Raw genomic sequence first — 24,680 nt, forward strand, 5'->3', positions numbered from 1 at the left:
AAGGCGTCTGCCGATCAACCGCCGATGCGAAGCGCGGCCACCTGATTGCGGCCCTGCCGTTTCGCTGCATACAACGCAGCGTCGGCTTCGTTGATCAACATCTCGTAGTGCGTGAACGCTTCACGAACGACCGACACGCCAAGGCTGGCGGTGGTCCACAAACGAATGTCCCCGTTTTCGATCGGGTCTTCCGATATCGCGCGACGCACCTGCTCCGCGACCGACATCGCCTGATCGAGCCCCATACCCGGCAACAGCACGGCAAACTCTTCGCCACCATAGCGCGCGAAAAGGTGCTCCGGCGGTAACACTTCAGGCAATCGCGCCGCGATTTCGCGCAGCACCTGATCGCCGGCGAGGTGTCCGTTATCGTCGTTGATACGTTTGAAGTGATCGATGTCGAACATCAGCAGCGCGAGCCCTTCGCCCTGCTCCTGCGTGGCGCCCGTTGCTGACGCTAACGATTGCGCACCCGCTGATCCCGTTGAACTTGAGGCTGCGGCCGTCGCCTCCGGCGACGCGGGATGCGATTGCCCCGAGCGCTGGCGCAACCACTGCTCGAATGCGACGCTGAGCTGCTCTTCGAAGTAGCGGCGATTGAAAATGCCCGTCAGCCCGTCGCGATCGGCATTCGCGCGCACGAGCTTGAGTGCGGCTTCGCGTTCGCGTTGAAGAATGCTGAATTCGGTCACGTCGGCGACCGTCACGCAGACCGCGACGACGACGCCATCCTCGATCAGCGGCATAAACGTGCAGTCCTGCTGCATGTATCCGTTGCTGCCCGACAAGGGACGGTCATGCCGGAACTTGAACAGGAACGGGCGCTGCTCCCATGAGCTGAACGCGTAGTTGCCGAGGACGAATACGCTGTCGAACTTGCGCTTGAGCCAGCCATGCGGCAAATCGGGAAAGCAGTCCCACAGATTGCGGCCGACGACCTCGTCGTACGAGTGCCCGCTGTAGTCCTGCATAAAGCGGTTCCACATCAGCAGGTTGAAATCTCGATCGACTGCAAAGATTCCGAAACCGACCCGCTCGACCACCAGCTCCGACAACGCCCGGGACAAATCCTTCATATACTCGCCAGCAATTCATCCAGCGCGACACGCAGCCGGATGATCGATTCATCAGCGGTCAGCGTGACCAGGTGTGCGCGAAAGCTGCGACCTTCGAGCGCGAAGTTCACTTCAAGCAGCAGCGCGGCGCTCCAGTGCAGCGTATCGGGCTGCACGACGGCATCGAGCGGAATGTTCCGGCCGATCAGACGCGGCGCCGAATAGGTCAGCGTGCAGTTGAGCTGTTCGAAGACGGAGGCAAGGCACGCGCCGATCAGGATATTGGCCGCTTCGTATGCGACCTCCGTTTCGTCGTGCTCGTCCTGCGGCGCATCGTCGTCGCCCGTGAACGCGGCGGCAATTTCACGAATCCCGTCGCCGTCGAAAATGACGACCGCTTCGCCGTTGATATCCGATTTGAAGCCTTGACGCACCGCCGTCACGGAGCCCGTGAACGACGTCATGTCTTCGAGGGCGGCGGGAAGGTCCGCGCGCTCGATCAGACGGATACGCGGTACCGAAAGCGCGACAAACGCGTCAAGCAACTGCGCCAGACGTGCGCCCGCCTGCCCCATGCCGACATTGGCAACCTCTTGCAGCGCGTCGCGCTGTTCTTCGGTGAACGCCCAATCAAGCATAGATTCCGTATTCCTTCAGGACCGGCAGCAGCTTTTCGCTGGTCACGGGCTTCTGGATGAAAGCCATCGCGCCCGCAGCCTTTGCGCGCTCCTGGGCTTCGCTTTGCACGTCGGCCGACACCACAATGACGAACGTGTTCAACTCTTCCTTCTTCAATACGTCGAGCACCTCATAGCCGTTCATGTCGGGCATCGTCAGGTCGAGGAACATGACCGATGCGCGGCCGGCGCGATAGTGCGCCAGGGCTTCGATGCCGTTTGCGGCATAGGAGACTTCGACGTCCCAGTCGTCCGGGAGCGCCTTGGTCAATACCTTGCGCGCAAGCGCAGAGTCATCGACGACGAGGATAGGAAGTGCCATAGGTCTACTCGGCAAAAGAGTCAGACGGTCGTGTACTCAAGGGATAACGGCAGCAATCCCAGAATCTTTTGCCCAAATTAGATAAATCTGATCAGAAATTATAAGGGACCGAGAGCGGGCGTCGCTTTTTTGGTCTTCAGACGACCGAATACGCCGTTTCCGCATGTTGCAGCAACACCTTGCAACTGGCGCAACGCTTTGCTGTCGAATGGCTGACAGTCGCACGGAGAACGAAGGCCAGCGGCTTGAAACGCTCGCTGCACAGACTAGTATCCTTGTGAGCCGCGTGTTGCTAGCCTGTCCGTACGTGCCTGAATGTGCTGCATCGGGTTGCGCTGCCTGACGCGTTCCGACTACTGCAACTGCTTGAATTGCCGTAACGCGTCGTAATGCTTGATTCGCCTGCTTCATCCGCTGCAGCAGCCGTTTTTGCCTGACTTGCTGTCGCCGGTTGAACCGTCGTACCCGTATGTCCTCCCCTGCCCTATAAGACTGATCAAGGAGTTTTCTACGATGGCATCCCCGTCGACGGACAAGTTGCCCGCCTGGACCTGGATCCTGCCCCTACTCGCCGTGCTCGTGCTGGTCGCGAAGCAGTTCGTCGAGATCAACGCCGTCTTGCTTGCATTTGCCGTCGTGTTTCTCGGCGCGGCGGTGTTCTCCGCCGTCCATCATGCGGAAGTCATCGCGCATCGGGTCGGCGAACCGTTCGGCACGCTCGTGCTCGCGGTCGCCGTGACGGTCATCGAAGTCGCGTTGATCGTCTCCGTCATGCTGACAGGCGGCCCTGAAAAAGCCGCGCTCGCGCGCGACACTGTGTTCGCGGCGGTCATGATCGTGTGCAACGGCATCGTCGGGATCTGCCTGCTTGCGGGCGGCATCCGGCACCGCGAACAGGGCTTTCAGATCCAGGGCGCCAGCGCCGCGCTTGCCGTGCTGGCCTCGCTGGCCGTACTGACGCTCGTGCTGCCCAACTACACGAGCACCGTGCCGGGACCGTATCTGTCGCCGTCGCAGTTGATCTTTGCCGGCATTGTGTCGCTGATTCTTTACGGCACGTTCGTGTTCGTACAAACCGTGCGGCATCGCCATTACTTCCTGCCCGAAGAAACGCAGGCCACCACGGACGATGACGCCACAGCGCCCCGCCCGACGGGCAAGATGACGCTGGCGAGTTCAGTGCTCCTGCTCGTATCGCTGCTCGCCGTGGTCGGACTCGCCAAAACGTTGTCGCCTTCCATCGAACGCGCGGTCCAGTCGATGGGCGCGCCTGACGCGCTCGTGGGCGTCGTGATCGCTGCGCTTGTGTTGTTGCCTGAAGGCACGGCAGCCTTGCGCTCCGCGCGCGCCGATCGCTTGCAGATCAGCCTGAACCTCGCGCTCGGGTCAGCGCTCGCGAGCATCGGGCTGACCATCCCGACAGTCGCATTCCTGTTTGTGGCGATTCACCAGCCCCTCGTCCTCGGACTGGAACCGAAAGAGACCGTGCTGCTCGCGCTCACGCTCTTTACGGGTGTCATCACGCTCGGGACTGGCCGGACGACTGTGCTTCAGGGTGTCGTCCATTTCGTGCTTTTCCTCGTCTTCCTCTTCTTGTCGATTGTTCAGTAGCGGATGCGGGCACCGAGGGCCCGTCGACAAAAAGCTTGAGTCCGTCGGCGGGCACCGCGCGCGAAAACAGCCATCCCTGGCCATATCGCGCCCCTCGCTCGGCGAGGTATTGCGCCTGATCCTCGCGCTCGACGCCCTCGGCGACGATGCCGAGACCGAGCGTGTGCGCCATCTCGATAATGTGCGGCGCCACGCTGCTCGACACGGCCTCGTATCCGATCGTGTCGACGAACGACTTGTCGATCTTGAGCGCATCGACGGGCAAGGTCTGCAAGTACGACAGGCTCGAGTAACCCGTGCCGAAGTCGTCGATATAGATCGGGTGACCCGCCTCCCGGAATCCCTGGAGGACGATGCGCGCAGCGTCGGCGTCGATAAAACCCCGCTCGGTGGCCTCGATGCGTATCTGCGACGGTTCGATATGCGCTTGAGCGACGCGTCGGGTCAGCACGTCGAGAAAGCGTCGCGATGTCAGGTCAGCCGCGCTGACATTGATCGATACATAGAAATCGCGATGATCGCTCAAGAACCCGGCAAGGTCGCGCAACACGCGTTCGAGCACGCGGTCGGTCAGCGCCTGGATCAGCCCGCTGTGTTCCGCGGCCGCGATAAACACGTCGGGAGATACGGTCGAACCATGCATGCGCCAGCGCGCAAGCGCTTCGGCGCCCACGCATTGGCGCGTTTCAAGGTCGACGATCGGCTGATACACGACCTGAATTTCGTCACGACGAATCGCCTGTTTGAGTTCACCATCGAGAGACAGTCGCGAACGAAACAGACGGATGATGAGCCACGCAAGCACACCGCCGATGGCGAGACTCGCAGTCAGCCAGCCCCACACGCTGTTGCGCCAGACGATGAGCAACTGCTGCCGGGGCTCGCTGACGACGACGGCGATCGGAAGCACATGCGAGCGACGGATCACGTAGAAACGGTCCGAGCCGGGTACGACACCGTCGTGGAGCAGCGCTTCCTGCAAGCGCTTCGGATTGGCGACCGTATTCCAGGCGATCAGGTGTGGCGGGTCCGTCACGAACACACCCATGCCGTGGTTGTAGTCGTCGATGGCATCGACGAGCGACGCGGGATCGGCCTCGATATAGAAATGATCGTAGCCGAGCACAAGCGAAGGCCGCGACACATTGAACAGGTGCGGAATCTGGAACCATCCGACCACGCCGTGCACGCCTCGCCAGTCGGGCGCCGGGATCGAAGGCGCATTGCGCGGCACCGCGCCGGACAGCGAAGAACAGAGCCAGCGCCCGTCATCGCCATACACACCCGCATCTTCGACAAAGCGGTTTTCGAGCGCGAGCTTGCGAAGCGCATCGATATGGGCCGGCGTGCAGCGCTCACCCTGCCACTGCGCGAGCTGTTGCAGCGCCGAGTACAAACTCGAAGCCACCACGTCGGCTCGCTTGAGCGCATAATCGGCGCGCTCGCCGAGCCTGGCGTATTCACCGCGTTCGGACGTGCGCTGCGCAACGAGCACGCCGATGCCTGCCGGCCCCAGCGTAACGGCGAGCACAAGGAAAGCAGCCAGCGCGATAAGCAGATAGCGTTTCGCTTTGACGGGCATAAGCAAGGTTAGCCTCGCACCGCCCTGAAGGATCGGGACAGGCTGGCGGGTTGTTTTCAAAGTAGCAGGAACTTCGGTGACAGACAGCTTCCGACAGACAACGATTCGTTGTTGCGATACTGTTTCGTCTCCCAACAGATTCGGCGATTGACCGTCCGTCTCGTGACGGACTGCTTTAATGAGCGGAGTAACCTGACATGCGCACGGCCCGACGACTTCTTATCGGCATCGTGCTTGCGAGCCTGAGCTGCGCCTCGTTTGCCTTCGACGCGACGACGCGGCTCACTAATGTCCCGCTGACCGAGCAGGACATCGGCGGCTTGCTGACGCGCGGATTGAGCAAACAATTCGACACGATCTTCCCCGAGCACGACTACGGCATTCGTGTCATCGCGTTCTCGCGTGACATGGGCAATCAACAGGAAGCCGTCTATCTGTCCTTGGGTTTATCGCGACGGTTGCCTGATGGCCGCTATCTTAGCCCTCACGCAAGCGATTCGACGATCGTCCTGCAAGGTTCCGGACTTTCCCTCGCACAAAAGCGGTCAAATCTGATCGCCGCTCTGACAACGCTGACTTCCGAATTCGACAAAGCCATGCTCGCGCGGCGCGCAACGGTCAAATAAGCAGTGACTGCCAGGTGACGACGCGATAGCAGTCGGTCCTTATCCTTGGCCGTCGGTTGCAAAGGGTCGTCGGGTGCCTGGGCCTCGCACTGTGCGCACAAGCTCAGCCACTCATGAGATTCAAAATCGATCGCTCGGAAACGCCGATTGCCTTTCGCGGTTCACGCTTGTCTGTTGCTCACCCCACTTTCATACAGACGTTTCAATTTCGTGGTGACCTCGCCACGTGTTTTGTCGCGATCGGCGACGACGCTCGCTTTTTCTCGTCCCGCCTTGCCAGATAAGCCCGAGCAAGGATTCACGCGGATCTTGAGACCGCTTTAATCGGCCGCCCCCGACAGATGCTTCAATTTTGAAACGTTTTTGGCGATATCAATGTGGGTGAGCTAACAGTTCCAAGTTATTGAATCTGTTAGCCCTTCGCAAAATACAGATCGAAATGCGAGCGATTTCGCGCGATACATCCCTGTGCGTCGTTGAAACAAATTGCAATCTAGCGATGACGCAAATAATTCTTCTATAACTTGCGAATAAAAATATTTTTTATTCGATTCATAGTCTTACGCGCGATTTTCCGATTTCTGGCTTTTTCTATGCAGGGGGTATCGGCTGGTTGGTGCCCATACCGACCGCAACTAGCCGTCCTTTAACGGGAGATCGTAACCATGACTCGAACATTGTTGGCAACGGCCATTTGTTTGGCCTTCGGCTTCAGTGCCCCCGCACTAGCCGACAGCAGCAGTACGAATAGCGGCTCGGGGACGGCAGCTACCTCGACGTCGCAAGGTGGAAGCGGCAATTCAGCTAGCGACGGGTCGACCGCGGCATCGTCGTCGGACAACTCCAACCAAAACAACAACAGCAGCGGCGGCGCAGACCGCGACAATTCCGGCGGCGCATGGGCCGGACAGTACGCACCGGCGGCCAACAACGGCGCCACCGCAACCAATACCATCTCCGACTCCTTCAATACCAACAAGGCGATTTCCGTCAGCAAGCTGACGGGCACCGTCTCGAATATCAGCGTCTCCAACATCGGCAACCAAGCCTGGAATAACGGCAGTGCGGCTGGCGGCAAGGGCGGCACGGCTGGCAATGGCTATGGTTATGGCGGCACCGGTGGCAATGGCGGCGCTGGCGGCGCAGGTGGTAATGGCGGCTCAGGCGGCAGCGCGGATAACGGCTGGGCATCCAATGGCGATACGTCCAATGGCAGCGCGACCAACGGCAGCGCCACGGCAGGCTATGGCGGTGACGGTGGCTATGGCAAAGCCTGGGGTGCCAATGGCGGCGCAGGCGGCTCGGGTGGTTCGGGCGCGGCAGGCGGCGGCGGCAATACCGGCGGCAATGGCGCCAAGGGCGGCACCGGTGGTGGTGGTGGCTATGCCGGCCCGGCAAACGGCTCCGGCGGCGGCGCTGGCGCGACCTCGGGTGGCACGGGCGGCGGCGCAGGCAGCACCAGTGGCGCTGGCGCAGGCACTGCAAGCAACACCGGCGGTGGCGGCAACGGCACGACGACGGGCACGGGCGGCGCCTCGGGCGCAGCCGGCGGCGCGGCAACGGCCGGTACGGCAACCGGCACAGGCGGTGCCAACACCTCGACGGCCGGTACCGGCGGCGCAGGCGGCGGCGGCGGAGCTGGCGGTGGCGGAGGTGCAGGTGGCGCTGGAGGCACCGGCGGTGCAGGAGCCGCAGGTGGCACGGGCGGCATGGGCGGCACCGTCGCATCGGCAGGTGGCGCTGGCGGCGCAGGCGGTTCGGCAACGAACGGCAGCGCGACCAATGGCAGCTCGACGGGCACCGCCACGAACGGCAGCGCAACGGCCGGCAACGGTGCAGTCGGCGCAGCCGGTGCAGTGGGCGGCGCAGGCGGTACTGGCATGGGCGGCACCGGCAACGGTGGCACCGGAGGTTCGGGCGGCGGCGGAGGCACCAACTACGTCGATGCCGGCACCTTCAACATGTCGAACATGATGTCGAGCGTCGGGCAATCGGCGGCAGGCATCATGATCGCCAACCAAAACAGCGGCATCGGTGCACTCGTGCAGCAAAGCGTCAACGTTCAGGCCAACCTCTCCGTCGGTGGGCACTAGGAGAGTAAGGAGCGTTTGAAGCCTGAAGTGCGTCCCCGCGGGTGCGGTTGCCCGCGGGGCCTTGCTGGACGGCCTGCCCTGCTCGCAGCGTGAACCTACACGCACGCTGTGTCCGAGCCGGGCATGAGGAGACAGGACCATGCGTTCGGTCAAATGGATTCTCGCAACAAGTGCTTCGCTCATTGCGTGCCTGTACGGCCAGTCCGTGGGGGCTCAGCAAAACGATTCGACGGCTGTTCAGGCCGCACCCGCTACATCGCAAACCGCTACGCCTTCGGACACCGTGACTGCGAGCACGACGACGCCGTCGACACCGCAGGCAACGTCACAGGCCACGTCACAGACAGCGCCACAGCCAACGTCAGAGACAACAACGGCGCAGACCGCGGATGCATCGGATGTCATGGGTCATGCGATCAGTCCGACCGCCCTCGATACGTATCGCGGCGGAAGCCAGACGTACAACGACATGCAGGTCAACGGTTCGATGTCGGATACCCGCGCACTTGGCGTGCAGACCGGTAGCAACGCCATCACCGACGGGTCGTTCGCCAACATGAACGGTTTGCCCACGGTCATTCAGAACACGGGCGCCAATGTCCTGATTCAGAACGCGACCATCGTCAATGTTCAATTCAAGCAATAGGCGCTTGCGCCGTGGCGCTGCCCTCTGGGGCGCCACGGGCGCGTTCTTTATTGCGCTCGCATCGGGCTCGGCGGCGCCGCTTGCGCATGCCGATGTCATCGACGTCCAGAATCCGTCTGGCGGTGACAACCACGTCCGTGTCACGAGTCTCAAGGAGGCCCGCTACAAGGGCACGATTCGTCAGCAGTACGACTTCAGCTGCGGCTCGGCCGCGGTCGCGACCCTGCTGACCTATCAATACGGTTTTCCGACGACAGAGGAAACCGCATTTAAAAACATGTACGTCAACGGCGATCAACAAAAGATCCGCCGTGAGGGGTTCTCGCTGCTCGATATGAAACGTTTTCTCGAATCGCGCGGCTTCGATGCCGACGGCTTCGAGGCGCCGCTCGACAAGCTCGAAGAATCACACTTGCCGGCGATCGTGCTCATTACCGAGAACGGATACCACCATTTCGTCGTGATCAAAGGCATACACGACGGGCGTCTGCTGATTGGCGACCCCGCGCTCGGCACGCGATCGATGCCCCGCGACGACTTTGAGGCACGTTGGGACAACAACGTGCTGTTCGTGGTCCACAACCATCGCGACCTGGCCATTTTCAACAGCCCCGACGACTGGCATTACGCGCCGTTCAGTCCAAGCTGGATGGCGATCAACCGTGATGGTCTGGAAAACATCACGCGACCGAAATTCGGCCCGAACGATTTCTGAGGTCGTCATGGACAAGCTTCCCACCCGTCTCGCCTGTCTGAGCCTGATGTTCGGCTCCGGCGCCGCATGGTCTGCAGTGCAGGCCGGAGACGGCGCCATGCGCGCACAGCCCGATGTGCTCGCGAAACTCGCGCACGATTCGGCGCGCGTCGAACAACTGGCTGCGGCCAGTGCGACGGCAGCGGCCGGTGCGCCGACGCCTTCGACTTCGAGTGCGCTGGACACCGCTTCCGCATCGCCGCCGCCCTCAACGTCAGCACCAACACCGACACATACGGTGACAGCGGCGACTGCAATGACGACAGCGCCTGCGCCTGCGTCCGCACTCGCATTTTCATCCGCGCCGACACCCGCACCGGGCGCTGGACCCGGATCTGTATCGGCATCGGTGACAGATGCGCACAGTGTCTACGATGCGGCCATGCGCGCCATGTCGTCGATCGCACGCGATGCACAGCCCGACGGCGCCTCACGCGCAGGACATCGTTATATCGCACCCGATGCAATCGCCGTCGATTTGCCTGCATCCGCACAACCGTCGAGCAATGCAAACAATGCGCCGCCAGTGGAAGACGTCGCTGCCCAGGTGACGACCCAAGCCGCTGCTACGCCGACGATGAGCACGGCCGACGCTACGCGCCATACGGCGCCCGACGTCGTGGCGATGGATGCCCCCGCACAGCGTGATCATGCTCCCGCGCACACGCGGCTCAGCGGATCGCGGATTACCGCGCCCCCCTCGCCCAACGTCATTGCCTCTTTAGGTACGGTGACCGTCGGGGGTGACGCAGACGGTCAGGCCTCCGCTTCATCGGCCACGACAACCGAGCTGAGCGCTTCGACACGTGACAATCAAGGTATCGCGGGCATCGCCATCGAACCCGCCGGTGCGCCCGTTGCCAAGGCGATGCCACTCGAACCCGACCGCCACCCTGACGGCCCGCTCTCGCGCACGACTGACCCGTTACCGCTCGCGCCTGCCGGTGCGGCAACAACACGCACCGCGTGGTCCCTGAGCACGCCGGCACCCCTTGCCAACGAAGACCAGGATGGCAAGAACAACAAGGACGGCAGCGCTCCGCGCGCACCGACCGAAGATCGCAATGCCTCCGGCAACTGGTCGGAAATGAAGGTCAGCGACGCTCGCCTCGATGAAATGCGCGGCGGCTTCGACGTGCCGAACGGACTGCAAATTGCATTCGGTATCGAACGCGCCGTGTTCGTCAACGGACAGCTTGTCGCAACGACGAGCTTCAACATCCCGAACATTGCGCAGATGACCATTCCGCAGGCGCAACAGCTCGCGCAGGCGCTCAACACGACGACGCTCGTCCAAAGCGGACCGAACAACGTGGCGCCCAACATCATCCCGGGAGCCTCAGCAGCGACGATTGTGCAGAACACGCTCAACAACCAGGCCATCAAGGCACTGACAACCATCAATACCGCCGTCAATTCGCTCGCCGCATTCAAGCAAATGAACCTGCAATCGACGATCAATTCCGCCATCGCCAATACCGTCCTGCCGAGGTGAACCAACGAACCTGAACCTTGCTTTTCCGCCCGCAGTCGAGGCGGTGCCGTCCAACAAGAAGACTCAATCGACGAAGGGGAGACACGCGATGAAGCAAGGTCAGTGGCGACGCGCCGGCGCGGCCGGAAGTTCCTGCCTGCTCTTTATGAGCTCGGTGGCGAGTGCGCAGTCGCTTGAAAACCAGGACCCCGCGCAAGTCATGCAGGAACTGCGCGACGAAATCAATCAACGCGTCAAGGAACTCGACACACTCAAGAAGCAACTCGATACGCAGGAGGCGCGGTTCCAGGCGTTATCGAAGGCCATCGACGAGAAAGCGCTCGAAGCGAAGCGCGGCGGTTCCGTGCAGGGCATCGATCCGAATGCACCGCCGCCGGACACGACCACGCAAAACAACGGGTCGGGTGGTGGCGGCAACGACAACGGCGGCAGCGGCGGCAACGGCAGTGGCACTGCGGTCAACGCCGCAGGTGCAGCCGGAGGCGTCGGCGCAGCAGCGGGCAACGGTCAATCCGCGGGCGGCGCGATCACACCGGGCCCACAGCAACAGGTCCAACAACCCGTGGGCCAGGCCCCGGTACGCGACACGCGCCCTCCTGAAGTGGCGCCGCTGTTCGAGCAACCGGGCGTGCTCACGCCGAAGGGCAAGCTCGTCGTCGAGCCGTCCGTGCAATACGGCTATTCGTCGAGCGACCGTGTATCCCTCGTCGGCTACACGATCATCCCTGCCTTGCTGATCGGCCTGATCGACGTGCGCGAAGTCAAGACGACGACGATCACCAACACCCTCGCCTTCCGCTACGGTGTGACCAACCGGTTCGAACTCGAAGTGCGCGTGCCGTATGCATGGAGCTCGACCGATACCGTCGAGCGTCAGATCTTCCAGGGCTCGGCGCAGGACAACGTGTTCAATGCGAGCGGACACAATATCGGCGACGTCGAAATGACCGCGCGCTATCAGTTCAACGACGGTGGCGCGGACCGGCTCTACTATGTCGGTTGGCTGCGCTTCAAGTCGCGTACCGGTACCGATCCGTTCTCCGTGACGACGGACTGTCTCGCCGTCTGCAATGCGAACACGACCGGTACGGGGTTGCCGCTGCAGACGCCGACGGGGTCCGGCTTCTATTCGATACAGCCGGGTATCACGTGGCTGCTGCCGACCGACCCGGCCGTGTTCTTCGGTAACTTCAGCTACCTGCACAATTTCACGCGCAGCGACGTGAGTCTGACGTTGCTCAACGGCGCTCAGCAATTCATCGGCTCCGTGCATGCCGGCGATATCTTCGGATTCAACTTCGGCATGGGCATGGCGCTCAACGAGAAAGCCTCGTGGAGTATCGGCTACGATCAGAGCATCGTGTGGCCGACGTCGGAAAACGGACAGACCGTTCCAGGCTCGGTTCGTACGACGCTGGGTACGCTGCTCGTCGGTTACTCGTATGCGCTCAGCAAACGCATGACGCTCAATGTATCGGTCGGCGCAGGCCTTACGCGCGACACGCCGGATCTGACCGTCACGTTCAGATTGCCGATTACGTTCTGAACGGCGCCGCGACACGTAGCGCCTCGTCGGCAACGGCGAGGCGCGATGCCATCACCTTCACGACAAAGCGATGGAACTGTTGGGCAGTCAGTGGTTCGTCGTTCTCCAAAGCGACAAGGGCTTCGCGTGTGAGCACGAGCACGCGTGAGGGCCGATCGGCCATGACATCGGCCGACCGGCCCCGCTCCGTGTAGAGCGCCATTTCGCCGACGATCGTGCCCGGGCCGAATGCGCGAAGCCGGATCGATTGCCCATTGTCGAGCGGCAGCGATACGCAGACACGACCACGTTCCACCAGATACAGCGCATCGCCTTGATCGCCGCGGCGAAATAGCGCAGCGCCCGGTTCGAGGTCGACGGTTGTGAAACGTTTCCACAACGCGTCGATTGCCGATGCGCTGAAATGCATGGCCAGCAGCGCGCGCAGATCCACCGCTTGATCTTCGGACAAGGCGTGGTCGCATAGAAGACATCGTGCCTCGATCCATTCGAGCCCTGCATCGAGTGTGTCGAACAGCGGCACACTCGAATCCAGCGTGCCGGTGCGCTCGAGCAATGCACGAGAAACCGGTGGCAATGCGGTCAGGACGAGCACGGCGTCGAGACTCGCGCAGGTCTGGCGAAGCTTGACGAAGCTTAGCGACACTGATGCGTCCATCCCTTCGGTCGCCGCGAAGTCGATGACGACGAATCGCACCGGCGCGGGGCCAATCGACGCCACGCGCTCGCGTACACGTTGCAGGAGTGCACTGGCGCTGCCAAAGAACAGAAATCCCTGCAGACACGTGCCGCAAATCTGTACGCCGCTCGCGCGCAGTCGCTCTGAATGCTCGATCGGGCGCTCGACATTCGAGGCGCGCGTACGGCCGTCAAACTCGGAGCGGATGCAACTGATGCGTCCGTACAGCAACGCAAACGTGACGCACGCAGCCACCACGCCGACAACAACACCCGCGACCACGCCGTAAAAAGCGATGACCACGACAATCAGCGGAACAAGCCAGTACTCATGCCAGTCGAGTCGCCGGCGCGCGCTGAAAAGCCAGTCGACGAGCAGGCGCAGCCCCATGAATATCTGCAATCCGACGAGCACCGGCACCGGAAACAGCGACACGATGCCCGGCGACGATACGAGTAACGCCAGGCAGACCAATGCGGCGAATAGTCCGGCCACGCGCGTCGTCGCGCCCGAGCGTGCGTTGAGCATCGAACGGTTGTACGACTGATAGCCGATCATGCCGCCAAGCAAACCGCTTGCGAGACTCGCGAGCCCTGCTGCACGCAGTTCCCTGTTCACGTCGATATCGCGTCCGGTGACTGCGCCGATCGCCGTTGAGTTCATCAGGATCGTAATCGCCGAGACCGATGTGACGACCAGCGTCTCAGGCAGATGGCGCACGATGGCCGCCCAATCGATTTCACCGTGAGTGAGCGTCGTCGGCCAATGCAGTTCGGGTATCGGTAGCGAACGCGCGGGTGCGTGCTGTAACAGCAGGCCCATGGATCGCGCATCGTCGATGGTCCGTCCGGTCAGCGATAGCAAGATATAAAACATCACCACACCGAGCATCAGCGTGATGGGTAGCGCCGCAGGGTGCCGCCAGGTCCGCGTGAGCAGCATCGCGACTGCCCCGACAGCGATGGCGGGCAACCACGCAAGCCACGACAGATTGGCGAGCCCGATAACCGACTGCCAGTCGATTGCATGCCCTGTCATCACCCGAAAAGCGCCCGCAAGCAGAAGGTAGCCCGTGCCGGCGAGGAACCCGCCCACGACCGGATACGGCACGAACTGAAGCGAGCGCCCACGTTTGGACGAGCCGATCGCGTACAGGATCACGCCGGTCACGACAGAGCACACGGCAATCGAGATCAACACCGTCAGCACGATCGCCTGCGGCGATCCGCCATCCGCGCGCACGCTGCTCGCCACGCCCGCAGCGACGCCGGCCAGAAATGCGGTCGCGTTACTGTCGGGGCCGCCGATGCTGAATCGCAGCGAGCTCGTTAGCGCAATCACGAACGCGGTGACAACGCAGCTGATCAACGCGGTCGGTACGCCGAGATCCGCATAGCGCGCAAGATCGGCGCTGAACACCAGCGTGCCGAGGCTCATCGCGTAGCACAGCATGACGAGCGTCGAAACCGTGCCTGCTGTGAGGTCACCCACCAGAGCATGCGCACGACGCAGCAGACGGCGCTCGCGCGGCGTCGCAATTCGGGTGGGCTCTGGAGTCGTGTCTGTCGTCATATCGCGCCTCGCTCGTGAGCGTTCCGCGAACGGCTGTCGGTCGAGTATCGGACGCGGTGCGAACCCCTGTCAAATGCGCGTCCCAACCGCGCACTGCCCGCCTCCCCTCGCCACCGGCCTGCTGCGCTCCGCAAGCCACGCGTAGCACGACACACGTCGCCTACACTGAATCATGGACATCGCACGCTGGCTCGAATCGTTGGGACTGGGTCAGTACACGCAGGCGTTCGTCGCGAACGACATCGACGATGCGGTATGTGGCCAGTTGACCGACGCCGACCTGATCACGCTCGGCGTGACGTCGCTTGGCCACCGGAAACGCTTGCTGGCCGCGTTCGCCGCGGCGCGGGCGGATACGTCCAGTATCGCGACGGGGTCCGTTGAAAACGGACGGAGGACGAAGCCTCTCCCGGTTGCACCCCCGGTGGTGGAGCGGGTTCAGGCATCTGTGATGTCGCACGCTTTGGACGGGCGTTCGACTTCCGACGAGCCCGGGGCTGCGGGCGCAGCGGTGTACACGCATGAAGGCGATCGTAGATTTGTCACCGTGCTGTTCGCCGACCTGTGCGGCTTTACCTCGCTTTCACGATCGATCGACGCCGAGGAGCTTCGCGAACTCGTGGAGCGCTTCACGAGCCTCGTCGACGACATCGTTCAAGCATATGGCGGCACGATCGACAAACACATCGGCGATGCTGTCATGGCACTGTTCGGCGCCCCGCTCGCACACGACACCGATCCATTGCGAGCCGCGCGTGCCGCACTCGATATTCACGCCGCACTCGCTGCTCAGGCAGAACAAGGCTTGCGTCCCTTGCGCGCGCATATCGGCATCGCAAGCGGTGAAGTCGTCGCCGGCGCCATGTCCAGAGGGGGTACACGCGACTACACCGTGCTCGGCGATTCGGTGAACCTTGCGGCTCGAATCGTCGATGCCGCCGAAGCCGGGCAAACGCTGATGGCTGACAGCGTGCGACGCGCAATCGGCAACGCCGTTGTCAGCGAAGCGATGGGCGCGATGCAGTTTAAGGGTATCGATGAGCCACTCGACATCTGGCGATTGATCGCCGTTGCATCCGCCGAGGCCCAACCTCCGGCGCGGACGATGTTCGTCGGAAGAAAAAGCGAACTCGAGCAATTCGCCAGCATTGCGGGAGCATGCCTGCGCGAACACGCCGGGCACGTGATCTACCTGCGCGGCGAGGCCGGCATCGGCAAGACACGGCTTGTCGAGGAGATGCGGCGTCATGCGGATACAGTCGGATTTGCGTTTCACCGCGGACTCGTACTCGACTTCGGCTCCGGAAAGGCTCAGGGGCCCGTACGTGCAGTCCTGGAAGGCTTGTTGGGACTCTCGCATGGGGATGATCCGGAAGCACGCGCGGCGCGTGTCCAGCAATGCATCGATACGGGCGACATCGGCTCCGACCTCAGCGTCTTTCTCAACGACCTCCTCGATGCCCCGCAGACGGGCGAATGGCGGACCCTCTATCCGGCACTCGACAACACCACCCGCCAGTCCGGCAAACGCAACGCGATTCGGGCTTTGGTGCGTGCCTGCTGCACGCGCTCGCCTTCCCTGATCGTTGTCGAAGATCTTCACTGGGCCGATCCGCAGACCCTGCTGTACCTCAGCGCTTTGGCGGCCGGCCTTGCAGATGCGGCGGCGCTGCTCGTGATGACGTCGCGCGTCGAGGGTGACCCGGTCGATGCAGCATGGCGCGCAAGCTGCCGGGGCGTACCGATTTCGACGATCGATCTCGGCCCGCTACGCAATGATGAAGCCATGCACCTCGCCGGCAATTTCCTTGATGCGACACAGCGTATCGCTCGGGACTGCATTGAACGCGCAGCGGGGAATCCATTGTTTCTCGAACAGCTGCTACGCAATGCCGAAGAAGGTCATCAGGACAACGTTCCCGCTTCGATCCAGAGTCTGGTGCTCGCGCGAATGGATCGGCTCTCGGCGAAAGATCGTTCAGCGTTTCAGGCCGCAGCCGTCATTGGGCAACGGTTCGATCCGGCGCTGCTGCGAGCGCTGATCGACGCACCGGACTATACGTGCGACGCGCTCGTCGCCAATGCACTTGTGTTGCCCGATGACGGGCAGTATTTGTTCGCGCATGCATTGCTTCAGGAGGCCGCGTACTCCACGCTGCTGCGAAGTACGCGCCGCGCATTGCATCGACGTGCGGCCGATTGGTTCGGCAATACCGACCCCGTGCTTCGCGCGCAACACCTCGATCGCGCGGGCGATTCCGGTGCAGCACTCGCCTATCTCGGCGCCGCCGGCTCACTGCGCCGCGCCTATGCGCTCGACGCGGCCCTTCGCTCGACAACCCGTGGTATCGAGCTTGCCGCAGACGCCGCGCAACGCAATGCGCTCATGCAACTGCAAGGCGAGATTCAGCGCGATCTCGGCGATATCGCCGGATCGATCGCTATGTATCGCGCCGCGCTCGAATGCGTGCCCGACGATGCAGCGCGTTGCCGGAACCAGATCGGTCTCGCCGACGGCTTACGCGTGAGCGAAGGACTTCAGGAAGCCCGTTCGCTGCTCGACGACGCACAGTGCATCGCCGAGGCCCACGAGATGCATGACGAGCTGGCCCATCTACATCATCTGCGCGGCAATATCCTGTTTCCCATCGGTGATGTCGAGGGATGTGAACGAGAACATCAGAAGGGCCTCGATTGCGCGAGGCGCATCGCGTCCCCCGAGGCCGAAGCACGAGCGCTCGGCGGTCTCGGCGATGCTGCCTACGCGCAGGGTCGTATGCGTACCGCCTTTGAACGCTTCAGCCAATGTGTCGAGCTGAGTCATGAGCATGGCTTCGGGCGAATCGAAGTCGCGAATCGTTCGATGGTTGGCTTTTCGCGGATCTACCTGAACGAAGCATCGAAGGCTGCCGAGGATGCCCTCGTTGCCGCCCGCATGGCCTCGATGGTCGGGCAACGCCGCGCGGAGATGCTCGCAGAAACGCTGGGCGTGTTCGCCAACTTCGAATTGGGAAATCGGGACGCCATGCGTGCTCATCTCGAACGTGAACAGCGGCTGATCGACCAGTTGGGTGCGCGGCGATTTGAAGCGCAGAACCTCGAAATGCGCGCAAGGCTGCGAATGGACGAAGGTGCGCGCGAGGAAGCGGTGGCATTGCTCGAGCGAGCGATCGCGTTATGTCGCGAGGTCGGCATGCAGTTCAGTGCGCCGAAGGCCCTCGGCTTTCTGAGTTCTATCGTCGACGATACGGCACGGCGGGAGGCGGCGTTGATGGAAGGCGAATCGCTGCTCGAACGGGGCGCCGTCGCGCACAACCATTTTTCGTTCTATCGCGACGCCGTCGAAGCGACGCTCCTCGCGCGCGACACCGATCGTGCGCTCGCATATGTCGGCCGGCTCGAAGCGTGGATGCGCCGCGAGACGCTGCCGTCCGTGGAACTCTTCGCGGAGCGCGCGAGAATACTTGCGCGCGTGATTGCGAATCCGAATGACCAAGCAACGCGCCGCATGCTCGAGTCGACGCGCGTGAGATTGATTGACTCAGGATTTGCGCGATATGCGCAAGCGATCGATCGGTTAATCGTTTTCTGACTACCGTTTTATCTCGATCAAATGGTCAGGCTTCGCACGAATCCATGCGACGTTCAATGAGCGGGATGTCGTACGAAATTCGACTGTTTCGTACAGATCAAATCGGTTGATACGCGCGTTGGGAACACTATGATGAAAACGCTGCTGCGATTCAAAACCGGCATTGACGGGCCGACCTTCGGGTCGGCCCTTTTTTTTGGCCTACGCCCTTTTTGACCGACGCCCATTTTGGCCTACGTTTCCCCTACGCCTGTTTGCTTCCGTCGGTCTAACGCGATGCCTCTCCGCGATCGTCTTGAAGCGGGTTCGCGATCTTACGGCGGTGTGCGTTCCTCTCGCGCAAAAAAAGGGGCCGACCCGAGGGTCGACCCGAGCTGCTGTCACGGCATGGGGGCCAAAGGACAGCAAAGTGGCACCCCGACGCCACTGGCGTCAGCACGTCGAAGCACCGATTCGGGATCTTACGTAGCCAAGCCAATGAATCCAACCAGGCTCACGCGTCCGAAAGTGTGCGTTTTCGTTGATACGCTCGTTGGGTGCGATACGTCAGCACATCCTACCTTGACGACGGTGGTCGGCGCTCACGCCCCAAACGATCAGACGCCATAGCGAGTCGTGTCAGGCAATTCTGAAAATGCAGTCTTGGTGTTCTCGAAAGTCTTCGCCCCACCTACTATGCCGAACACCTCAACGAGATCGAGATGGCGAAATAAGCGCGATGACAACCCAAATAGCAGTACATCGAACGGCCACGTTCATATACAGAGAAACAGCCGCACGAGCATTCAAGGAGTTGCTCCCTTGCTTTCAAGGCGACTGGAACGCGATCGACGAATTCTCACTTGCTCACCTCGTCAAGATAGCTCGCGCCGACCTCTCAAGTGACCCCACGAACGCACATCAGGTTCTCGCAATGGCCGCCGCCGTCCATTGGGACGAAGCCGGGGTGGACCGTCATTTCAATGCCGCGTTGGGCTCCGACGAAAGTGAAGCGATTCGATCGAACTACGCCTTCGCGCTCGATTGCATCGGCCGATGCGACCGTGCTGCAAATATGTATGAGCGTTCTGCACATATCAACTTCAACGACGTGACGGTGTTGCAGAAAGCGATAGAGACCCAATGGCGCGCCGGAAGATGGGCGCGGTCCATTGGTCTAACGAAGATTCTTAGACTTTCGTCTCCGCCCGCTAACCCCGAGCCCTCGGATGCAAAAAAGAAGATCGTCGAGTGCACCGCGCGGATCGGCGCGTCACCGTACTTGCTTGAGCGGCTACACGCAGCCATACATTCATTCCTTCGCGATCGGAAGATTCGGTCCGTGAGTTCATCGTTCGACTTGGACGATGCGGCAGGGAATGACAAAATCCATCTCACGATGGACGTCCTAGCAGATCCCGAAACGGTGGAGTGCCTCAATGAGGAACTCGCCGTGGTGTCTTCCGATGCCATGGAATCACATCCACTGAGCCACTTCTGCATCGGATTGAGTGGCGCCCATGCAATGGCTGATTCCTGATCCGCGCACGCGGCTCAAATCTCTATCAGGCCAAACTCGACGCCGCGAAGGAATAGTCGTTCGTCGGCGGGCCGAAGCGAGCCTGCCACACGGCTTCTATCAGTCGAATGACCGCGCCCGACGTCCCTAGCGACCCTTCGCGCGTGATGCCTGCGCGTTGCCACCACTCGATCGATTGAACCCGAGAAGCTGTCGGCGCGCGGCCTTCGCAGCGCCGCGTAGGCCCCACATCGCTCCCGTTTGCAATTCCCGTGTCTGCACGACATCGGAAATGGCTTGCCCTTGAGTATCCGAATGGATACACTTTACTCGAGACGTCGCGGCATGAACACCCTCAACAAGACGGACCAATTCTCCCTTTGGCTTGATGCGCTCAAAAACGTGCACGCCAAGGCAAAGATCATGGTCCGGCTGAAACGAGCAGAGGCCGGGAATTTCGGCGATGTGACAGCGGTGGGCGAAGGCATTTCAGAGATGCGAATCGACTTCGGTCCTGGATACCGCGTCTACTTCGCGCAAGAGGGACGCGCTGTGTACCTGCTTGTGTGTGGAGGCGACAAGTCCACGCAAACAACGGACATCGGACGTGCGAAAGCCATCTGGAGGTCCTTCAAGGAGTGCAAATGAGGAAAGTTAACGTTTCCCGCTTTGACGTATCTGACTACCTCCGTGACGACGAGTCGATCGCAGCATATCTAAACGCTGCGCTCGAAGAAGGCGATGCAGATCTTCTGATGGCGGCGATTTCAGACATAGCAAAGGCGGTGGGAGTCGCTCACGTTGCAGACGCAGCAGGCCTCGGTCGCGAAAGCCTGTACAAGACATTGGCTGCAGGCTCTAAACCAAGGATGGATACCGTCTTCAAGCTTCTGGATGCACTAAACATACGGTTGATCGCGTCCCCGCAGCAAACCGACTCAACGGACGTGAAGTCATCAGACGAGCCTCTCAAACGAGCGCCAAGAAAGCGGCGAAGTGCCGAACCTATCATCGGAGCAAGCCAGAGCGACAAGGCGTGAATCGGAAATCATTAGGCGCAGCGATTGTGCATCGCGGGCGACCTAGTCAGATTCCAGGCGCGCAAACATCTATCAAACACCGATGTAGGGTTGCCGCTCGGCTATACGTCGCAACCGGTCATCAATCTGCGTGGCGGTGTTTCGCTGATCCCGAAGGCAATCGCTCTGTCGCTGCCGCTGATCGAGAACGAACGCGACCACAAGGGCGCCTCGTGCTACGCCTTGCCGTCGCTCGCGGAGATACGCGCTTTAATTTTTTCAGGGAGCGTGTACAAGTACACTAGAAGCAGCTCCGTGAACTGCATCAGCTCCGCGGCCGATTCTTTCGTGAACTCCTCTTCTTCGTGGAGCGCATCGTTCCCGTCAAGTCTTACACGATGCGCCCATGCCTGAAGGTCCTTGGTGATACGACCCTCTGCTGCCAACTTGTCGATGCGCTTTTCGAGCTTCCACGCTTCGACATCCGGGCTGTGCTGTTTCAGCGCAATTTCCAAACAACGCCGGAACATGGCCGCGGCGGGTGTGTAGTCACTTCGGTTCAAACATCGGGCACCCTGCTCATAGGCCCGCCTCGCCCCATCAGGAATGTGTTCTGGCACAGGAGATTGTGCGGGTATCGGAAAAACCTTCATGATGGTGCAGTTCGGCGCGTCATTCAGTCTTCCGGCGTATTGCATCGGCAGCATCGACATGGTCGAACGAATCAGAGCGACGATGGGATCTCCGCATGCGGGACAAACCGCAATAACGTTGTAGTGGTGCTGCTTTATCGGGTGCCCAGACGCACCCGTGAGTACGAACGCAGCATGCGCCGCACCGCAATGCGGACAGTCGTTGACGATAGTCGCCATAGTGTTTTCAAGGAAAGGTTGTTTGCACGCCCGTTCGATCGCACCACGGACGTTTAGCGATGACAAGCTGTCAACGGTATTTTGCAAAATCCGAATTCACGGCCAGCGGCTGGCTCTCGTCACCGCGCTCGCGCATTTCTCGATATACCGCTATCAAAACGCTTTCGACGCGGAACCAATTTTCTCGGACTGCTGCCACCAAACTGACCTCGTCGCCGTTCACGCGGAAGACATCTGTAATGGCTTCGCGCGAAACGGCGCTCAAAATCGGCCTTCCATCCACCACGATATCAACGAGCACGACTTCGCGGTGTCGGTCGTACATCGGCGTGTTTAATTTGGCTTCTCCCATGCTTCGCGTCTCCTCATGTAAGCCCACAACGCGCCAGCGTATCCGGCGTGAATTAAGCATGGCACGAATACGATTGCGGTAAAAGCACCGACTCCATCGAGTAGAGGCCTCACACAGCCACTGACGCCCCACTCATGACTGACGAGGATCGAGCACGCGTGCCCGGCAAGCAGATGGAGTGCTTCAAGAACAATTTCGGCAACGAGAACGTGCGCTCGGAAGCCGCCGACGTCATCATTTCACGGGCTACGTTTGAAGCGTTGCGTGGAAGGAAGTGAGCGTCGCCTCGAGCACGCTCAAGCCAAACGTCGAACCGTGCTAGAACCGACATGGCGCCACGAAAAGCAACCAAGGGCCCACATGTCTAGTGCTGGGCTCATGTACATGGTGACCTCACTTTGCTACGTTAAGTTCGCTGCCGGCAAATGCCGCGTCAATCACTTCAAGACAGCGACCTTGCGAGTTCCTATCCACTGCCAACATCAGGCCCCAATGCTGTTCGCTGGGCTAGCTAGAGGTAAGCGCTATCTTCCGTAAGACTCCTCCTTGCTCCAAGCGAGCAATCACGTCATCCATGACTTCATCCATCGGTATTGGAAGACCCATGTTCGCCTCGGATTTTAGAAAGTGCGTGTCTTATCCCGCTTGTTTCTTCGTATCTGCGATCTAAACGGCCCACAGATACTTTTGATCGGTTTCGGATCAGCGAGCCAGATAGATAGGTGCCTTCGACGGCATGCCGGCATCCGCGGCGAACTCAGCGATGGTTCCGCCGCCAGCGATACGTTCGATGATGCGGTCCACCACCACGGACGGCCAAAAGGCCCGGGCAGTAACGCGTTCCTCGATATACGTTTCCATGTCGCGCCTTTCTCATCTCGATATGAGAAAGTTTACAGACCGAACGACTACCTTGGAATGGTTATTTTAATACCTAAAAATGTGCCGCCGACTGACACGCATCCATTGCGGATGCTGGCGGGATAAAGGCGGTGGTTACGGCAAGTCTAAGTCTTCTGCTCGAACCGGCTCCCGGTAGTCCGGATGCCCCGTGGTGCGTTCGCCTCTGACTGCTGTCCAAAAGTAACGCGCATGATGCGCGTAGACGCCCGCTGTGTCGCTCATATCCATCGACGTCGCCCGAACGGCACTCATAAGATGTTCGATGATGCGACACGTGTCCTGATAGAACGCCTCGATTTCATCATCCGTTGCATCCCCACCAGTCGCTTTTGCTGGTTCTCGTTGACGATGGGCCAAGGAAACATTGCGCAGTCGAACGAGTTTTTTCAGAACGGCCTCACACTCACCGCCCTTGGCATATTTATCGACCAACTCCCCGGCGCATTCAATTCTCTCGGGCAGGTAGTGGCGAAGATGTTCGCCAAAGAATCCTTGGTTATCAGTCCGTTCCGAGATCAACTTTTCGACCGCATCCGGATGACGTAACTCTGCAACGATTCGCATCACGCTTACTGCTTTCTTCTCTCCATCCCAGACACGGAGGAGCGCCATCAAGACCTCACGGCGCAGAGCGAAGCGAACAATGCCGAAAGTATTTGTGGCAAACGACTCTCCCATGCGCGCCAACAGTTCGCTGTCATGCACGGTTGGCTTCCACGTCTCGTGCAGCACGACTGCCGTTGTTACCTCTTGCTCCGCCGCCTCAACTTGTCGTTTGAGTTCGGCCACCCACTCTTCGTTGTTCACGACGCCCCCGGTCTTTATATTGCCCACTAGATTGCCTTAACGCCGCCTCTTCACCTCGAACGCCAAGCGTGCCCGCCGATAGTTCAGTTCGGCAATGTCGCACTTGAGCACGGCGATTTTGAGTCGGCCTCCGGCCATCCTGAGGCCCAACTTCCTCATGAGCGCAACGTAGTCGACCATGGCGGCGAGAACAGTCTCGCTCTTCCGTATCTCTTGCTCAACCTCAGTGAGTTCGTGTCGAGTTGTCATCGCCACATTCCGGTCAACGGGTACGGTTCGCTAGTTGTGAACCAACGCGTTTAGTTGCTCAATCATTTTTCTGTCCGATTCCAAACGTCTCTGCTTCGCTCTAATCTCTTGCACTAGAACACGCTGGATTTGCTCGTGCATGTTCCAATTGCGTTCGTGAATTTCGGGTGCATCGAGCCTGTAGTGCTTTCGTATTTCAATCGCCAGCACCCACGAACGCCTTGCAAGGTGCGCCATCGCGTACACCTTTCGGCCAGCGACAACTAGCGGGTCATAATGTTCTGGGTCATCGAATATGTCTCGCCGCCAACCTTCTATCGCATTGGGAAACTCGCGAAGCTTCGCAAGGAACGACATCTCTAGCTCGCGCGATGTTACGTCTACCTGATACACAAATCCGGGTATCGGACTGTCTCCAAGCAGCTGATAGCTGTTTTGCCGCTCCGCCTCACCGATAGCATATTCAAGGTCGAGCAGTTTGTGCACGCAATTGCGGCAGTAGCGCTCAAGTTCGACAGCCACGGACAGCGCCGTATCCCGAGCGAGGCCGTTGCGCAACCTCCATTCTTTGAACCACCCGAGCAGGGCCGCGAGTAGTGTACTGACGACCGACGACGAGATAACGGCAGCCAATATGGTTGGCGTCAAAACATTCAGTAGGCTCATCGTTCCCTCTCCCGGCCATCCGGTTTGCGGCGATGATATCCGGGTTCGAATTCCGGAGAAACTG

At 60.6% G+C, this 24,680-nt stretch carries 23 protein-coding genes; 12 read left to right on the forward strand and 11 right to left on the reverse strand.

Translation table 11 applies throughout. From position 1 onward, the window contains the following. Positions 1-14 precede the first annotated feature (14 nt). Genes ACMFWR_RS14395 through ACMFWR_RS14405 form a run of 3 tightly spaced genes read right to left on the reverse strand, consistent with a single transcriptional unit; the run spans position 15 to position 2,054 of the window. Positions 15-1,076 carry a diguanylate cyclase gene (locus ACMFWR_RS14395; RefSeq protein WP_413192304.1) on the reverse strand — a complete coding sequence of 354 codons (1,062 nt, stop codon included), beginning with the start codon at positions 1,074-1,076 and terminating at the stop codon, positions 15-17. Then, the gene (locus ACMFWR_RS14400; RefSeq protein WP_413192305.1) at positions 1,073-1,693 is read right to left on the reverse strand and encodes a chemotaxis protein; all 621 of its coding nucleotides are present in this window, start codon (positions 1,691-1,693) and stop codon (positions 1,073-1,075) included. Before ACMFWR_RS14400 ends, ACMFWR_RS14395 begins: the two co-directional genes overlap by 4 nt. Next, positions 1,686-2,054 carry a response regulator gene (locus tag ACMFWR_RS14405; RefSeq protein ID WP_413192306.1) on the reverse strand — a complete coding sequence of 123 codons (369 nt, stop codon included), beginning with the start codon at positions 2,052-2,054 and terminating at the stop codon, positions 1,686-1,688. Before ACMFWR_RS14405 ends, ACMFWR_RS14400 begins: the two co-directional genes overlap by 8 nt. Before the next feature lie 513 nt (positions 2,055-2,567). On the opposite strand from ACMFWR_RS14405, the gene ACMFWR_RS14410 reads away from it, so the two are divergent. Continuing rightward, positions 2,568-3,665: a calcium:proton antiporter gene (locus ACMFWR_RS14410; RefSeq protein ID WP_413192307.1), complete on the forward strand. Its 1,098-nt coding sequence runs from the start codon at positions 2,568-2,570 to the stop codon at positions 3,663-3,665. On the opposite strand, the gene ACMFWR_RS14415 is transcribed toward ACMFWR_RS14410, so the two are convergent. After that, complete coding sequence (locus tag ACMFWR_RS14415) at positions 3,574-5,247, reverse strand: EAL domain-containing protein (RefSeq protein ID WP_413192308.1); 1,674 nt, start codon at positions 5,245-5,247, stop codon at positions 3,574-3,576. The genes ACMFWR_RS14410 and ACMFWR_RS14415 overlap by 92 nt on opposite strands. A 197-nt stretch (positions 5,248-5,444) precedes the next feature. Between ACMFWR_RS14415 and ACMFWR_RS14420 the strand changes: the two genes are divergently transcribed. From ACMFWR_RS14420 to ACMFWR_RS14445, 6 genes are all read left to right on the forward strand, one after another. Next, positions 5,445-5,873 carry a hypothetical protein gene (locus ACMFWR_RS14420; protein WP_413192309.1) on the forward strand — a complete coding sequence of 143 codons (429 nt, stop codon included), beginning with the start codon at positions 5,445-5,447 and terminating at the stop codon, positions 5,871-5,873. Positions 5,874-6,538: 665 nt separating this feature from the next. Then, positions 6,539-7,966, forward strand: coding sequence for a hypothetical protein (locus ACMFWR_RS14425; protein ID WP_413192310.1), 1,428 nt, complete (start codon positions 6,539-6,541; stop codon positions 7,964-7,966). A 139-nt stretch (positions 7,967-8,105) separates the two neighbouring features. After that, positions 8,106-8,612, forward strand: coding sequence for a hypothetical protein (locus ACMFWR_RS14430; RefSeq protein WP_413192311.1), 507 nt, complete (start codon positions 8,106-8,108; stop codon positions 8,610-8,612). After that, positions 8,593-9,327 carry a C39 family peptidase gene (locus tag ACMFWR_RS14435; protein WP_413192312.1) on the forward strand — a complete coding sequence of 245 codons (735 nt, stop codon included), beginning with the start codon at positions 8,593-8,595 and terminating at the stop codon, positions 9,325-9,327. Before ACMFWR_RS14430 ends, ACMFWR_RS14435 begins: the two co-directional genes overlap by 20 nt. Positions 9,328-9,334: 7 nt before the next feature. Continuing rightward, positions 9,335-10,861, forward strand: a complete 1,527-nt coding sequence (locus ACMFWR_RS14440; RefSeq protein ID WP_413192313.1) for a hypothetical protein — start codon at positions 9,335-9,337, stop codon at positions 10,859-10,861. A gap of 88 nt (positions 10,862-10,949) precedes the next feature. After that, the gene (locus ACMFWR_RS14445) at positions 10,950-12,407 is read left to right on the forward strand and encodes an acetate kinase (RefSeq protein ID WP_413192314.1); all 1,458 of its coding nucleotides are present in this window, start codon (positions 10,950-10,952) and stop codon (positions 12,405-12,407) included. On the opposite strand, the gene ACMFWR_RS14450 is transcribed toward ACMFWR_RS14445, so the two are convergent. Next, positions 12,397-14,658 carry a SulP family inorganic anion transporter gene (locus tag ACMFWR_RS14450; RefSeq protein WP_413192315.1) on the reverse strand — a complete coding sequence of 754 codons (2,262 nt, stop codon included), beginning with the start codon at positions 14,656-14,658 and terminating at the stop codon, positions 12,397-12,399. The two genes, ACMFWR_RS14445 and ACMFWR_RS14450, sit on opposite strands and share 11 nt — an antisense overlap. 172 nt (positions 14,659-14,830) lie before the next feature. Here ACMFWR_RS14450 and ACMFWR_RS14455 point away from each other — a divergent pair, with 172 nt between their 5' ends. The 4 genes from ACMFWR_RS14455 (at position 14,831) to ACMFWR_RS14470 (ending at position 20,788) form a co-directional block, all read left to right on the forward strand. Continuing rightward, positions 14,831-18,250: an adenylate/guanylate cyclase domain-containing protein gene (locus ACMFWR_RS14455; RefSeq protein WP_413192316.1), complete on the forward strand. Its 3,420-nt coding sequence runs from the start codon at positions 14,831-14,833 to the stop codon at positions 18,248-18,250. 913 nt (positions 18,251-19,163) lie between these two features. Next, positions 19,164-19,769, forward strand: coding sequence for a hypothetical protein (locus ACMFWR_RS14460; RefSeq protein WP_413192317.1), 606 nt, complete (start codon positions 19,164-19,166; stop codon positions 19,767-19,769). 324 nt (positions 19,770-20,093) lie between these two features. Continuing rightward, the gene (locus ACMFWR_RS14465; RefSeq protein WP_413192318.1) at positions 20,094-20,396 is read left to right on the forward strand and encodes a type II toxin-antitoxin system RelE/ParE family toxin; all 303 of its coding nucleotides are present in this window, start codon (positions 20,094-20,096) and stop codon (positions 20,394-20,396) included. Further along, on the forward strand, positions 20,393-20,788 hold the full coding sequence (locus ACMFWR_RS14470; protein WP_413192319.1) for an addiction module antidote protein: 396 nt from the start codon (positions 20,393-20,395) through the stop codon (positions 20,786-20,788). The genes ACMFWR_RS14465 and ACMFWR_RS14470 overlap by 4 nt, the downstream gene beginning before the upstream one ends. Positions 20,789-21,003: 215 nt before the next feature. Here the strand turns inward: ACMFWR_RS14470 and ACMFWR_RS14475 are convergent, their stop codons facing one another. Both ACMFWR_RS14475 and ACMFWR_RS14480 read right to left on the reverse strand, forming a co-directional pair. Then, on the reverse strand, positions 21,004-21,639 hold the full coding sequence (locus tag ACMFWR_RS14475) for a DUF4145 domain-containing protein (RefSeq protein WP_413192320.1): 636 nt from the start codon (positions 21,637-21,639) through the stop codon (positions 21,004-21,006). A gap of 70 nt (positions 21,640-21,709) precedes the next feature. Then, positions 21,710-21,991, reverse strand: coding sequence for a hypothetical protein (locus tag ACMFWR_RS14480; RefSeq protein ID WP_413192321.1), 282 nt, complete (start codon positions 21,989-21,991; stop codon positions 21,710-21,712). A 134-nt stretch (positions 21,992-22,125) separates the two neighbouring features. On the opposite strand from ACMFWR_RS14480, the gene ACMFWR_RS14485 reads away from it, so the two are divergent. Then, positions 22,126-22,269 carry a hypothetical protein gene (locus tag ACMFWR_RS14485; protein WP_413192322.1) on the forward strand — a complete coding sequence of 48 codons (144 nt, stop codon included), beginning with the start codon at positions 22,126-22,128 and terminating at the stop codon, positions 22,267-22,269. A 424-nt stretch (positions 22,270-22,693) separates the two neighbouring features. Here the strand turns inward: ACMFWR_RS14485 and ACMFWR_RS14490 are convergent, their stop codons facing one another. The 4 genes from ACMFWR_RS14490 to ACMFWR_RS14505 all read right to left on the reverse strand — a co-directional run bounded on the left by ACMFWR_RS14490 (position 22,694) and on the right by ACMFWR_RS14505 (position 24,616). Further along, a complete protein-coding gene (locus ACMFWR_RS14490) occupies positions 22,694-22,852 on the reverse strand; it encodes a hypothetical protein (RefSeq protein WP_413192323.1) in 159 nt (52 codons plus the stop codon). A 135-nt stretch (positions 22,853-22,987) separates the two neighbouring features. Continuing rightward, complete coding sequence (locus ACMFWR_RS14495; RefSeq protein WP_413192324.1) at positions 22,988-23,701, reverse strand: hypothetical protein; 714 nt, start codon at positions 23,699-23,701, stop codon at positions 22,988-22,990. Positions 23,702-23,737: 36 nt separating this feature from the next. Continuing rightward, positions 23,738-23,950, reverse strand: a complete 213-nt coding sequence (locus tag ACMFWR_RS14500; protein WP_413192325.1) for a hypothetical protein — start codon at positions 23,948-23,950, stop codon at positions 23,738-23,740. 30 nt (positions 23,951-23,980) lie between these two features. Continuing rightward, on the reverse strand, positions 23,981-24,616 hold the full coding sequence (locus ACMFWR_RS14505) for a hypothetical protein (RefSeq protein ID WP_413192326.1): 636 nt from the start codon (positions 24,614-24,616) through the stop codon (positions 23,981-23,983). Positions 24,617-24,680: the final 64 nt, after the last annotated feature.

It is taken from the genome of Pararobbsia alpina (assembly GCF_965118125.1).
GTDB classification, from domain to species: Bacteria; Pseudomonadota; Gammaproteobacteria; order Burkholderiales; family Burkholderiaceae; genus Pararobbsia; species Pararobbsia alpina_A.